Here is a 13,623-nt window from a genome sequence, read left to right on the forward strand (position 1 = left end):
ATGGACCCGTGGTTCGGAGGCAGACGCCCGAATACGCTTTCCGTAAGTGCTTACTTCTCTAAACAGACTGATATCAGTAGTAACTATTATAATAATAGTATGTCTAATTATTATAGCGGTTATCCATATTATGGAGGTTACGGTGGTATGTATGGAGGTTACGGCGGTAGTTATGGTTATGGGTATAACAACAACTACGAATTGGCATACGACCCGGATAAGTCGATCATGATGTTCGGACTTTCTGCCGGTTACGGTAAACGTTTGAACTGGCCGGATGACTACTTCCAGTTCATGGCTACATTGAATTATCAGTTGTATATGATGCACGACTGGGCATACTTCCTGGTACAGAATGGCAATTGCCATAATATAAACCTGGAATTGATGTTGCAGCGTAACTCTATCGACAACCCGCTGTATACTCGTCGTGGTTCACAATTCTCTTTGTCTGTCAGTGCAACTCCTCCTTATTCTTTATGGGATGGAAAGGATTATGCAAACATGAGCGATAATGACGAAAGCAAGTTTAAACTTATTGAATACCATAAGTGGAAGTTCAAAGCAAAGATCTTCTCTCCGTTGGCTCCTACAGCAGTTAAGCGTACACCGGTATTGATGACCCGTGTGGAATACGGCTTCCTGGGATCTTACAACAAACATAAACGTTCTCCGTTCGAAACCTTCTATATGGGTGGTGACGGTATGAGTGGATACTCCAGTACATACGCAACGGAAACGATTGGTTTGAGAGGTTACGAAAACGGTAGTATCGCCGGTAACGGTGGATATAGTTCTTACGGTTATGCTTACTCCCGCCTGGCCATGGAGTTACGTTATCCGTTCTTGCTGGAACCGTCTTCTACGATTTACGGTCTTGTATTTGCTGAAGCCGGTAATGCTTGGAGAGATTTGAAGAGCTTTAATCCGTTTGACTTGAAACGTTCTGCCGGTGTCGGTGTTCGTATCTTCCTTCCGATGATCGGTTTGATGGGTATCGACTGGGCATACGGTTTCGACAAGGTCGATGGTTCACGTAGTGCTGGTGGTAGTAACTTCCACTTCATTATTGGACAGGAGTTCTAATAAAAAACAATGGATTAATCTAAATTTAACAATTCATCGTCAAGCGTTAACCATAATTCGTTGGAACAAAGTAAACCCTCCGCTATATTTGTAGTCAGAGAGTGAAACTATAAAAAGAAAGCGTATGAAGAAGATTATTGTTTTGAGTTGTATGATGCTCCTCTGCTCTTTTGCCGGTATGGCGCAAAAGTTTGCTTTGATAGATATGGAATATATTCTTAAAAATATTCCGGCTTATGAAATGACAAACGAACAGTTGAGCCAGGTGTCGAAGAAATGGCAGAACGAGGTGGAAGCTATTCAGCAGGAAGCGCAAAATATGTATAAGACCTATCAGAGTGACCTGGTGTTTCTTTCTGCCGAGATGAAAACGAAGCGTGAAGAGGAAATTGTGAAGAAGGAACAGGAAGCACAAGACTTGAAACGTCAGTATTTCGGGCCGGAAGGTGAGTTGTATAAGAAGCGTGAAAGTCTGATGAAGCCTATTCAGGATGAGATATACAACGCAGTGAAAGAAATTTCGGATGACAAAGGATATCAAATGGTTGTTGACCGTGCTGCTGCTATGAATATTATTTATGCTTCTCCGAAGATAGATATTAGCAATGAAGTGCTGTTAAAGTTAGGATATTCAAAATAAATGCTTACATTTGTGCGCTTTATGCACAAAAAAAATGATTGATTAATAACAAGTAATATTTTATAGAAAATGAAGAAACTGATTATTTTTTTGTTGATGATCCTCCCGTTAGGAGTTTTTGCTCAGGAAATGAAAGTAGCGATCGTAAATTCTCAGGAAATTATGTCTGTAATGCCGGAAATAACGGCTATGCAGGAAACGTTAAAGCAAATGAATGACAAATATGCCGGCGAGATGAAAACGATGGAAGATGAATGGCAGAAAAAATATGCTGATTATATCGCCCAACAGGACTCAATGACTGAAAATATCAAAGTAAGAAGAATGCAGGAATTGCAGGATATTCAGCAGAGAGTGGATAACTTTACTCAGGTTGCACAACAGGATATGAGTAAAAAACAGCAGGAACTGCTGGCTCCGATCCAGGAAAAGCTCAGAGCTGCTATCAAAGCTGTAGGAGATGAAAAAGGCTATACATATATGCTTGATAACAATCCTGGCATCGTTCTTTATACTGGTAATTCAGCAATCGATGCAACTCCGCTGGTAAAAGCTAAATTAGGTTTGAAATAATAATTCTAATTAGATATATAATAAAGGATGCCTTTCTATGGAGGGCATCCTTTGTTGTATTATAAAAGAAGGAAGAAATATGTTTTCACAACAAACAGGACCGATAGGGATTTTTGATTCCGGTTATGGCGGGTTGACTGTCTTCGATAAAATCCGCCAGGCAATGCCTGAATATGACTATATTTATTTAGGTGATAATGCACGTGCCCCGTATGGGCAACGTTCGTTTGAGGTCGTTTACCGGTTTACCCGTCAGGCTGTATTGAAGTTGTTTGAAGAAGGATGCCAATTGGTTATTTTGGCTTGTAACACTGCTTCGGCAAAAGCGTTGCGTTCCATTCAGCAGCTAGATCTTCCTGAATGGGATGCAGAACGCCGTGTGCTGGGGGTTATTCGTCCGACAGTGGAGATAATGGACCAGATCAGTACAACAAAGCATATCGGCATTTTAGGTACTTCCGGTACGATCTCTTCTCAATCTTATTCGCTTGAGATTGGTAAAATGTTTCCACATATTAAGGTGACGGGGGAAGCATGTCCGATGTGGGCCCCTTTGGTTGAGAATAATGAGTTCGATTCTCCGGGGGCAGACTATTTTGTAAAAAAGCATTTGGATCATATTTTATCTGTGGATCCCAGGATAGATACTCTGGTATTGGGATGCACGCATTATCCTCTTTTAATTGGCAAAATCAAGCAGTATTTACCGGCCGGGATCACAGTGCTCCCTCAGGGCGAATACGTGGCGGAGAGCCTGATAGATTACTTAAACAGGCATCCGGAAATGAACCGGCGGCTTACCCGTGGTGGAGAATGCCGGTTTCTGACAACGGAATCGGCTGCAAAGTTTTCAGATGCCGCCTCTGTCTTCCTGAATGATCCTATAGAGGTAGAGCAGATTTCTATAGATTAAAAAGATTTCCAATGAGTTGGCAAAAACATATTTTCCTGTTGGTAGTATTCCTTTTTTGTGCTCGCGGTAGTGCGGAGGAATTGGATACTTATTTACATAATAAGGGATTGGTGGATATTGCTACATTGGACTCAACAATACGTGTACAGCTGGTTTACGCAACAGCCGATAATTTTATGAAAGAAGCCGTTTATACCGGAATAACACGTGCCTGGCTTCATCCGGATGCTGCAAAAAAGCTTATAGCTGCGCAACGATTATTGAAAAAAGAACAGCCAGGCTTCACTTTGGTCGTCTATGATGCCGCCCGTCCGATGTCGGTGCAACGTAAAATGTGGGCACTTGTCTGCGGAACGGATAAAGTGAATTATGTGAGTAATCCGGCAAATGGAGGAGGACTACATAATTATGGAATGGCCGTAGACGTGACTATTCTGGACGAGACAGGCGAACCTCTTCCTATGGGAACACCTTTCGATTTCTTTGGGGAAGAAGCTCATACGAATAATGAGGATGCCTTATTGAATGCCGGTAAAATAGGCCGTGCAGCATATAATAACCGTCAGCTGTTGCGCCGGGTCATGAAACAAGCCGGATTCCGTATCATTCCATACGAATGGTGGCATTTTAATGCTTGTAGCCGGGCAGAAGCCCGGCAAAGTTATCCGGTACTGGATTAATTGATATTCTTTCCGAAAGGAGTCAGCGCAAGGGCAGCCATTTTGAAATGTTGCCTACCCCAGGGAATACCGATGATTGTAATACATAGCAACAGGCCGAATCCCAGGTGAGTCAAGCAAATCCAGAATCCCCCCAGTATGATCCAGAGTATATTCATAATGATACAAAGACAACCGCCGGAATTCCCATTATCCGTAACCGTACTACCGAAAGGCCACAAGGCCAGTAAAGCCAGTTTCAGTGTCTGTAATCCGAAAGGAATGCCAATGATCGTGATCATCAGTAGCAGACTTGAGACCAGATATTCGATACTGGTGATCAGTCCACCGAATATTAACCAGATGATATTGCCTAAAAATTTCATATATCAATACATTTATCGTGTTTACAAATGTACCATAAATCTCATTAAAAGCAATAGTTATCGGTTCTGAAATCGATAGTCACCCGTCAGTTAGCGGGTAGGCACTCATTGGATAGCTTCTGCATGCTATCCAGTTCGGCAAAAAATTGTTGTTTAGCCAACTGAAAACTGTCACGTAATTCAGGCTTGACAGGAAGAGAGGGCGGTGCTTCCATATTTAAAGGATTTATCGGTTGCCCGTTCTTATGTACCCGGAAATCCAGGTGTGGACCGGTTGAAAGGCCGGTTGAACCGACATAAGCAATGACTTCGCCCTGCTGAACATGGCTACCTACCTGTATGCCTTTGGCAAACCTACTGAGGTGCATATAGGTGGTGGTATATACGGAGTTATGTTGTACTTTCAGGAAGTTTCCTCCGCCATTCTGATATCCTTTGGCTATGACAGTTCCGGCTCCGATACTCTTGACAGGAGTCCCGACCGGTGCCGCGTAATCGACCCCGTGGTGTGCACGATAGCGTTTCAGGATCGGATGAAAACGGGCATTCGTAAAACGTGAGGTGATGCGGAAGATATCCAGAGGAGCTTTCAGGAAAGCCTTTCTCAAACTGTTCCCATCCTGATCGAAGTATTCGAAGACACTGTCCTGGGTAAAGGGAATGGCGACAAAATCTTTTCCCTGATGGGTAAATATAGCTCCCTGAATGCTGCTTATATTTAAAGCGGTTGTATCGTCTATATAAGCAATATCGTATAGTACGCGGAAAGAATCCCCCTCTTTGACATCATAAAAGTCGATCTGCCAGGCAAAAACATCGGCTATATTAATTGCCAGTAACGGGTTTACGCCATTCGATTGCAGTACGTTCCATAGCGAAGAGTTTATAGTACCTTCCACATATTGGCGTTTTAAAGTGATCGGCTTATTAAATTCATAGGCACTGATAGTATCACCGGTAAAATCGATCACGGCATAGTCTGTCTTTGTTTTGGCAAAAGCGATGTATCGGATTTGGGCGGTACTATCTTGCATGCTGAATGTATAATAGTGCATGCCTGCTTGTAATTTGGTAGGATCCAGCACCTCGAGAGACGATCTGCTGATACTGTCGGCCATAAGAGCGGAAAAACCGAGGCTTGAGAATATAGCGGCAGGGTTATCGCCGTTTTTCATCTTATATTCTTTTATATCCAGTGTATCGATGCAGATGCCGTATTGGTATACACGTTGCAGACTGTCGATCCATTCGCTGTCTACTTCTTCTTCGCATTGTTTAGGTGTGTTTTTACAGGAGATACCTAATATAAATAGTAAAATCAAAATAGGTGCAATGCCCGATCCCTTCATTATATCCTCATTTATAGTTTGTTCGTCGGGTGCAAACTTACAGAAAATAATGTAAAACCTCAGAAGGATGAGGGAGGCTATGCAGGAATGGATTGTTAATGTTAACTAAATACAGTACCTTTGGGGAACAATTTAGATGGATTTGGCGTCTTATCTTTGTAAGTGATATAACAAATAGTATAGATTATGAAAAGAGTGATTTTTTATGTATTGATGCTCCCGATGGTACTTGGGATGATGATTTCTTGTTCTGAAGCCAAAACAGATGCCAAGAAACTGGAAGGTAAATGGAATGTAATAGAGGTGAAAGGTGAAAAGATTCTGAAGGAAGGATTACCCTATATGGAGTTTGATATGGCGCAGAATAAATTGCATGGCAATGCAGGCTGTAATATGTTCAATTCTTCTTTTACATTGGATGATAAAGACATTTCTGCAATAACCATTGCACCGGGTGCTGCAACGATGATGGCTTGTCCGGATATGGCTACAGAAGATGCCATTATGCAGGCTATGGGTAATGTGAAAGCGGTAAAAGCCGGTAGTTCCGAGAGTGAAATGACATTGATCGATCAGGACGGTAATGTTCTGCTTGTTTTATCTAAAAACTAACAGAAATGAAGAAGTATTTATATCTATGCCTGGCAGTTGTGGGAATAGCCGTATTTGCTTCCTGTAAATCACAAAAAGCAGTGGTTGCATCTTATTCCGATTTGAATGGAGAATGGAGTGTGGTAGAACTGAACGGTAAAAAGTTAGACCCGTCAGAAAGAAACCAGCTCATAGTCATTGACGTTGCACGCAACCATTTGTCAGGAAATGCAGGTTGTAATCGTATGAATGGGAATATTGAATATTCGGAAGCCAGAAAAAACATCATTAAGTTTCCTCAAGTGGCAACAACACGTATGGCGTGTCCTAATTTGAAGGGAGAACAGGAGTTTCTGGAAGCTCTGAACAAAGTAGTCCGTTTTGAGGCAGAAGGAAATGTGAAACCTGTGAATACGATTGCTTTTTACGGGACCGATAACGGGAAGCTGATGGTTATCGAAAAGAAATGATAATACAAACATTATAAATTAGAAGAGGTGGCCCTGTTGAAGGAGGCCACCTCTTTTCAGTTCAAAGATAGAGCATAGTTGCATAATTTTTTAACTTCGCCAATAGTCTCAAAATCTATCTTATTACCATCAATGTATTGTTTAAGCTGCTCTTTGTGTTTAGAGAATATTTTTAAGAATTGTTTTTCTGTAGAGAAACTCTTAAACCCTTTACCTTTTTCAATATAGAATTTATACTTGATCTTGTCTAAAAAAGTATTTGCTTGGTAATCTCCTGAACCATATATGAGATTGCTATAGCCTTCGACAGAAGCTGTTTCTGTTTTACCACCATATGTCAAATCTTTTTTGATTTTCCTTGTTCCATTGTATTGGACAAGGATTTTAGGTTCAGATTGGATTAATTCAGCTGTTTCTTTGCTTGAAACCGGTAGAAAAGTTCTTTCTCCTATTTTGAGAGAAGTAACCATATTCGGATCGGAAAACTCTTTCTTTATATTATCATTGTCAATGAAGAAAAACTTTCCATTGAATAAATTATAGTTGAGCGGTACATGGAATATTCTTCCGTCTTTGTAATAAACATATCCTTTCGTAAATTCAGGAAAAAGATAAGGTGTATTATCTTCTTGGGAATAAACGTTGAACAATTCGAAACAAGAAATTAAAAGAATTAGAATGTATTTCATTTTTGACTTATTTATGGGGTAAATGAATATAGTCGTATAAAATTCCCGTAAATAGTAATCGAGTTAGTAGAGCTTCACAGCTCTACTAACATAAAAAGTTATCGTTTTATTTTAATAGCTGCACCTGAATTTCATACAACCGTCTTGTTTCAGGAACACCTTCCGGTCTGAAAGTTGTATTAATAACCATATATTGATGTGGTTTGGTGAAATCTCCGGGGGCACCTAAAGTCGGTGCTCCGTTAACCGGTTCCACCCGGCATGCATACATATCTTCCAGGATAAGTTCTATGACTAATGCGTCTTGCCTTACCGGTACGATTGCGGAACGATATTTACCCGTTTCTACTTCTTCAACGAATACGGGGTGTAGATTGTCACCATCAAAAGCAGATGCTACAAACAGATGTCCTTTGTTGGGTGTTGTGTACATCACGTTTGCCGGAGAAAAGACATGGATTATATATTTCTTCCCGTCGGGGGCAGAACTGTCGTCCACAACTTCCAATGTATTTTGTACGAACATCGTTTCTCCTGCTTTTAACACTTTGCCCATGATAGTAACATCTGAACCGGTGTTATTGGTATAATCTATTCCGTTTTGGAAACTTTCACTGATAAGCGTCTGAGCAAGCCAGTTCTCTAACCACTGACCTTTTCCGTCGTTATGGTTTACTTGCCAGATCTTGTTTGTAAACAGTTCACGGACACGGACTTTAGCCAGGCCGGAACCCAAATTCACGTTTGTATAAATGGATTCGGGTACTTCATCGTAGACTAATCCGCTTTGACAACCTGATAGAGCTGTCAGGCAACATACTGCTGCGATTAATATATTTTTAAGTTTCATACTTATTTCTGTTTAAATGTTATTGATAGCTTCTGTTTTCCCAACCCGGATTCTGAACCAGATTCTTGTCACTTTCCAAAGTTGTTTTTGCAAAAGGAAGTTTATAAAACACTGCGTTGTTGAATTTGCGTTCGTAATATGAGTTATCTATCGGACGCACTTCGAAGTACGGAGTGAAATATTTAGGATCTGTTTCCAGTGCCGGATAGCCGTTATCTTCCACTTTTTCGCTTTCGATACCCTTGCGGAAAATAAACATACCGGAAGAAGGCTTGTTTAGTTCTTCGATTACAGTTTTACCTTCTGATTCACCCCATCTGAGCAAATCGAAATAGCGGTGAGACGGCACTTCGAATGCAAATTCAATACGGCGTTGCAATTGGTATTCTTCCCATAAATTATGTCCGACAACAGATGCATCGAAGTTGTCCAAGCCGGCACGATTACGGATCTGGTTGATGGCATCTACAACCTCACTTTCTTTTCCTCCCAGCTTGTATGCAGCTTCGGCCATATTTAGCAGTGCTTCGGCGTAACGTACCATGAAGAATGAAATAGATGTTTGTTTTGCCTCCAGGGTTCCATCTTCCTTAAATTTTCCGGGAACATATTTAGCAGTATAATATCCGGTCATCGAAGACTGGCCGCGGCCTGCTATTTCCAGTTTTTCCGAAGATTTGTAAGTGGTATGCAATGCGCTGTATTTTTCAGTTTTTGTTGGTACCGAATAATCGATCCATACACCAACCAGACATTTTTCAACTCCTTCTTTATCTGCATAATAAGAACCGTCATAAAGTACAGTCGTATAGAAACGTTTGTCTCTGTCGGTATACATCAACTGATAATCTTTCGTTGTTGCTTTTAAAGCTCCGTTTGCTCCGGCTTCAACCCCCATCTCTTTAGCCTGCTGTGTTTTCCACCATTGCATCCATTTGCCTGTTGCTTTGTCTTTCTGGTAATAACAGTCAACCAGCTCCTGAGTAGGATATGTGCCACCGACACCACCGCCCCAGTCTGGGCTATGATCTGTTGTTGCCCCGTACATTCTACCTCCGGGATGTGCATAATTAGCCGGGTTAAATCCGCTTCTGTTGGATTCATTGAACATCATCGGCCAAATAGACTCAACAGAGGTATGACCTGTTGCTCCGTTGAACAGATTCCGGTAATCCGGATCTAACGAATACTTGCCGATAACAGATTTGGCTGCATTGTAGGCAATCTGATAATAATGATTCGCATCTTTGGTGAACCTGTAAAGAGCTTTGCTTTTGTCTGAACCGGCCAACTTGTCATACAGACCTTTAGATGATGCTGCCGCAGCACAGGCAGCAGTCAGGGCGGCACGTGATTTCAACACCTGAACAGCATCTGCATTAATCAGGCCTAATGTCGGTTTGCCGGTCATTTTACCAAAGTATTCCAATGATTTGTCATAATCAGCCAAAACCTGGTCGAAGACTTCCTCACGGGTATTTTGTGCAAGCATTGTCTCATCAAATATGGTCATAGAGTTTGTAACGATAGGTAATCCTCCCCAGTACCTTTCCATATCGAAATAAAACTGAGCTCTGAAGGCATAACTTTCTGCCATTAGTTGATCTCTTGCTTCTTCGGTCATATTCGGAACACTGGGAATTCGTTCGATGGCAAGGTTGACCTGGCGAATATTTTTGTAGCCGTCACCCCATGGAGCTCCTGTCAGACTGGTAATGCCAGTTAATTCATCATACCGCCTATTGTTAAAATCATATTGGCGGAAGGTAGTCTGGTCACGGTCAACATTACCGACTGCGTTGTCAGACCATTGTTCTGATCTGAAAGCATCATTGGCACCGGCAGGCGCCCACAAGTAAAATTGATTGACAAAGGAACGGGACAACTGCGGGTTTTCCCAGAACTGGTCTTCGAAAACGCTGGTAGTCGGTTCGATTCCTAATGGATCGCAACTCGAGAAACATACGGCTGCGAGTAACGCGAATATATTTATTTTCTTCATATTTCTTAATTTGTCTGTTGTGATTACAATGTTAATGTAGCACTGAGTGTGAAAGAGCGTTGGGTAGGATAGCTACCGAATTTATTTCCGCCCCAGATCGAGTTGGCCGGTAGATATTCCGGGTCCGTTAAATTTTTGAACGGATTACTTTTCTTAACCCAGGTATGTACATTGTTGGCAATGAAGTTCAACTGTAAACCTTTGATGTAGCTTACGTTTTTAAGTACTCTCCGTTTTAAATCGTAACTTACGCTGATATTCTTGAGCTTCAGGTAAGATGCGTCATATACCCAGGAATCGACATAGCTGTATCCCCAGCCATAAGTGGAGTTGGTAGGCAACGGCAGCTTGTTTGTGATCGGGTTGCTTGGTGTGTAAGATTCCTGCCACAGGTATTTAGCGTATTTCCAATAGTAATCCTGTTGTGAACGGGCAGGAGAGACTACATCTCCGGTAACGTTGGTGGCTCCCTGCAGGAAGATTTCAAAGCTGAAATCTTTCCAGCCCAGGCCAAGTGTGATACCGTACAGCGTTTGTGGAACTTCGCCGCCTCTTTCATCCCAAACCTGGTCACCGCCGTTCAATACACCGTCACCATTGATATCTTGCATCCTGAATGTACCGAGAGTGTGGTTACGGGTGAAATGCAGGTAGGAATTGTACATATCTTCATAAGATGTGAACAGACCGTTTGTTTGCCATGCTACTGTATAAGTTTTCACTTGGTTTCTTTTACCCAGATCCGTTAAGTTCGGATAGTAATAGTCACTCTCTTCTTTGGTGTGTCTTACCGTTATTTTATCCCAATAGGTATAGTTAGCTCCGATTTTATAAGTGAAATCACCGATCTGGTCATTCCAGTTTAAATTGAATTCAACACCACCTTGATGCGTGGTCACGTAAGGAGCATTCATTTTCGGAGTATTGGGCAAACCCAGGACAGGCGTGTAGGTCAGTTTAGGATTCATATCCATTTCGTCACCTTTGTTCAGATATAAATAAGTATCGAATGAACCGCTTAACCGATCCTTGAAAAATCCGAAGTCAACTCCACCACTGATCTGTTGCGATTCACCCCAGGTCAGATTGCTGGATACGTTACTTTCTTTCCAGGCGGAGCTTGAACTCATGTTTTCACCTGTCAAGATAGTTTTTGACAACTCATACTGGTTCATATAACTGAACGGATCTGAAAGTTCTTTACCAACCACGCCATATCCGGCACGGATCTTGAACATATTGATATAATCCGTGTTGATGATATCCTTGATAAAGCTTTCTTCTGTCAGAACCCAACCGCCTGATACTGCATAGAAAAATCCCCAACGCTTGTCCGGGTGGTAGCATAGAGAACCGTTATAGTTTGCGCTAAATTGCAACAAATATTTGCTGTCGTAATCATATGAGACACGTCCGACCCAACTCGCCGAACCCCATTGTCCTTCTGTACCACTCATACTTTCCATGGTTGATCCGCCGTCTATTTGCGGATAGAAAGTGGTCGGATAACCATATTTTTTGGCCATGGATTTGTTGGTATTTCTTACCTGGCTTTGGTAGTTGGCCATGGCCGACAGATTATGCTTACCGAAAGAACGGTTATAATCCACCTGGAAGATACCGGTTGTCAAAGAATAGTTATTCCATGTCTGTGTCAGATGGGCATCATTCGGGTTGAAGTTATTTTCCTGTGTTGCATACGGATTTGCATATACTCCTTCTTCCGGATGTTTGAAGACTTTGTTCATTGAATAACTGTGGTTGAAGTTGAGGCTTGCGCTGGCTGCCAGACCTTCTACCCAGGGTATATTCCATTTTAATCCCATACTGGCCTGCAAACGGTAGTCGTCTGTATTATTAAAACCATTGCGCAGTCTGGAGTCCAAACCTCCGGCTCTGTCCAAACCGGTTGTCCAGTTACGTGGTATTGAATGGATTTCATCACCTTCAATCAAAACCGAGTTGAAGATACCGTCGCCGCCTTCCGGTTGTTTCTTTTTAGCCATGATCCCATTCAGGTTCATGGTGAACCGCAGGCTTTTGTCTTTAAGCAAAAAGGCTTCCGTATTGACGATGGCATTGTACTGTTCGTAGTTATACGTATCGCTGATACCTGACTGGTTTAAATATCCTAAACTGGAATAGTATCTGACGCGTTCGCCACCACCACGTACACTTATGTTCGTTTGTGTCATCGGCTGTGTGTTGTTGAACCAGTCCCAGGGATCTTCATATGTATAGTAGTTGTTAATATCACCGCCCTGGGTTACAAACGGATTGAACAGATCGTTTACATCTTGTAATGAATATCCCATATTATATTTCTGGTTGACCATATCGGTGATTTCCTGGCGGCCATATCCTTGCTGGCTCAGATGCCCCATATAATATTTGGACATTTGTGTCGTATTGTATGCCGGATTTTCTTCCATATTGGCTGCATACAATTCATTTTTCATATTCACATAGTCCCATGAGCTCATAGATTTAGGTCTGTAAGAAGGGGTCATAAGTGTGAACTTTTGGTTCACCGTGATATCCAGGGAGCCTTCCTGGCCTCTTTTCGTCGTTACCACTACTACACCGTCGCTGGCACGCGGACCATATACGGCTGTAGCCGATGCATCTTTCAGAATAGTCATGGAAGCGATATCTTCCGGACGCAGACGGTTAAAGAATACTTCACCCTGTTCTGTTTCCATTACTACATCGTCGACTACATACAAAATATCGCTACCACCACGGATCCAAATCTTAGAAGTTTCACCCGGAGCGCCGGAACGTGCCTGTGAGATGATACCGGCTACGCGGCCTCCCAAACCGTCGCTGACGGAAGTCACCGGCAATTTGGCAATCGATTCCATCTTTACGGTAACGGCAGAAGCGGTCAATGTCTTGGCTTTCTGTACGCCGCTGAAACCGGTTACGACTACTTCGTCCAAGGTCTGTGAGTCTTCCATTAACTTGACATTAATAGATGCCTGACCTGTGTACTTGATTTCCTGCGTAGTGTAACCGATGAAAGAGATTTGGATGATGTTTCCTTGTTTTACACCCTCTAATGTGAAATTACCGTCCATGTCGGTAATAATACCGTTTGTGGTTCCTTTCACAATGACTGAGGCTCCGGCTACGGGACCGAATTCATCTTCTACTGTTCCTGTCACTTTCCCGTTTTGTTGGGAAATGCTCACACTCGGTCTAATGGGTGTTGTGTCGGCTTTTATGCTCTCGGGAGAACATAATATGCCTGCAAACAGCATTAAACCAATCGGTTTGAAGTTTTTTAGCATAATGTGCGTTTTTAGTTTAATATTAATATGTATAGGTAAAAAAACTCTCTGATTTTGTTTTGGTATTTTTCTGATGGTTGGAAGAGTACGCTTCCACTCATCGGAAGAGCACGCTTCCAGCT

The 13,623-nt window shown here is 42.1% G+C and carries 13 protein-coding genes; 7 read left to right on the forward strand and 6 right to left on the reverse strand.

Annotated features, from left to right (window positions below; all coding sequences use genetic code 11):
- The 5 genes from DWW23_RS17825 to DWW23_RS17845 form a co-directional block, all read left to right on the forward strand.
- Window positions 1-1,086: BamA/TamA family outer membrane protein (locus DWW23_RS17825; protein ID WP_370449297.1), on the forward strand; the 1,086-nt coding region annotated here is incomplete at its 5' end.
- Window positions 1,087-1,210: 124 nt separating this feature from the next.
- Window positions 1,211-1,726 carry an OmpH family outer membrane protein gene (locus tag DWW23_RS17830; RefSeq protein ID WP_122354701.1) on the forward strand — a complete coding sequence of 172 codons (516 nt, stop codon included), beginning with the start codon at window positions 1,211-1,213 and terminating at the stop codon, window positions 1,724-1,726.
- A 69-nt stretch (window positions 1,727-1,795) separates the two neighbouring features.
- Complete coding sequence (locus tag DWW23_RS17835) at window positions 1,796-2,299, forward strand: OmpH family outer membrane protein (protein WP_122354703.1); 504 nt, start codon at window positions 1,796-1,798, stop codon at window positions 2,297-2,299.
- 79 nt (window positions 2,300-2,378) lie between these two features.
- Complete coding sequence (gene murI, locus DWW23_RS17840) at window positions 2,379-3,212, forward strand: glutamate racemase (protein ID WP_122354705.1); 834 nt, start codon at window positions 2,379-2,381, stop codon at window positions 3,210-3,212.
- A gap of 11 nt (window positions 3,213-3,223) precedes the next feature.
- Window positions 3,224-3,892: a M15 family metallopeptidase gene (locus DWW23_RS17845; RefSeq protein WP_122354707.1), complete on the forward strand. Its 669-nt coding sequence runs from the start codon at window positions 3,224-3,226 to the stop codon at window positions 3,890-3,892.
- Here the strand turns inward: DWW23_RS17845 and DWW23_RS17850 are convergent.
- Both DWW23_RS17850 and DWW23_RS17855 read right to left on the reverse strand, forming a co-directional pair.
- Window positions 3,889-4,257: a YccF domain-containing protein gene (locus DWW23_RS17850; RefSeq protein WP_122354709.1), complete on the reverse strand. Its 369-nt coding sequence runs from the start codon at window positions 4,255-4,257 to the stop codon at window positions 3,889-3,891. The two genes, DWW23_RS17845 and DWW23_RS17850, sit on opposite strands and share 4 nt — an antisense overlap.
- Window positions 4,258-4,343: 86 nt before the next feature.
- Entirely contained in the window at window positions 4,344-5,606 is a 1,263-nt protein-coding gene (locus DWW23_RS17855) for a M23 family metallopeptidase (RefSeq protein WP_122354711.1), read from the reverse strand.
- Window positions 5,607-5,792: 186 nt separating this feature from the next.
- Between DWW23_RS17855 and DWW23_RS17860 the strand changes: the two genes are divergently transcribed.
- Window positions 5,793-6,218 (forward strand): META domain-containing protein, encoded by a 426-nt coding sequence (locus DWW23_RS17860; RefSeq protein ID WP_122354713.1) that lies wholly within the window; start codon window positions 5,793-5,795, stop codon window positions 6,216-6,218.
- Between the two features lie 5 nt (window positions 6,219-6,223).
- Complete coding sequence (locus DWW23_RS17865) at window positions 6,224-6,667, forward strand: META domain-containing protein (protein ID WP_122354715.1); 444 nt, start codon at window positions 6,224-6,226, stop codon at window positions 6,665-6,667.
- A gap of 56 nt (window positions 6,668-6,723) precedes the next feature.
- Here the strand turns inward: DWW23_RS17865 and DWW23_RS17870 are convergent, their stop codons facing one another.
- The 4 genes from DWW23_RS17870 to DWW23_RS17885 all read right to left on the reverse strand — a co-directional run bounded on the left by DWW23_RS17870 (window position 6,724) and on the right by DWW23_RS17885 (window position 13,501).
- Window positions 6,724-7,356 carry a hypothetical protein gene (locus DWW23_RS17870; protein ID WP_122354717.1) on the reverse strand — a complete coding sequence of 211 codons (633 nt, stop codon included), beginning with the start codon at window positions 7,354-7,356 and terminating at the stop codon, window positions 6,724-6,726.
- A 106-nt stretch (window positions 7,357-7,462) separates the two neighbouring features.
- On the reverse strand, window positions 7,463-8,206 hold the full coding sequence (locus DWW23_RS17875; RefSeq protein ID WP_122354719.1) for a hypothetical protein: 744 nt from the start codon (window positions 8,204-8,206) through the stop codon (window positions 7,463-7,465).
- A 19-nt stretch (window positions 8,207-8,225) separates the two neighbouring features.
- The gene (locus DWW23_RS17880) at window positions 8,226-10,208 is read right to left on the reverse strand and encodes a RagB/SusD family nutrient uptake outer membrane protein (protein WP_122354721.1); all 1,983 of its coding nucleotides are present in this window, start codon (window positions 10,206-10,208) and stop codon (window positions 8,226-8,228) included.
- A gap of 23 nt (window positions 10,209-10,231) precedes the next feature.
- Window positions 10,232-13,501 carry a SusC/RagA family TonB-linked outer membrane protein gene (locus DWW23_RS17885; RefSeq protein WP_122354723.1) on the reverse strand — a complete coding sequence of 1,090 codons (3,270 nt, stop codon included), beginning with the start codon at window positions 13,499-13,501 and terminating at the stop codon, window positions 10,232-10,234.
- Between the last annotated feature and the right edge of the window lie 122 nt (window positions 13,502-13,623).

It is taken from the genome of Parabacteroides sp. AF14-59 (assembly GCF_003479515.1).
GTDB classification, from domain to species: Bacteria; Bacteroidota; Bacteroidia; order Bacteroidales; family Tannerellaceae; genus Parabacteroides; species Parabacteroides faecis.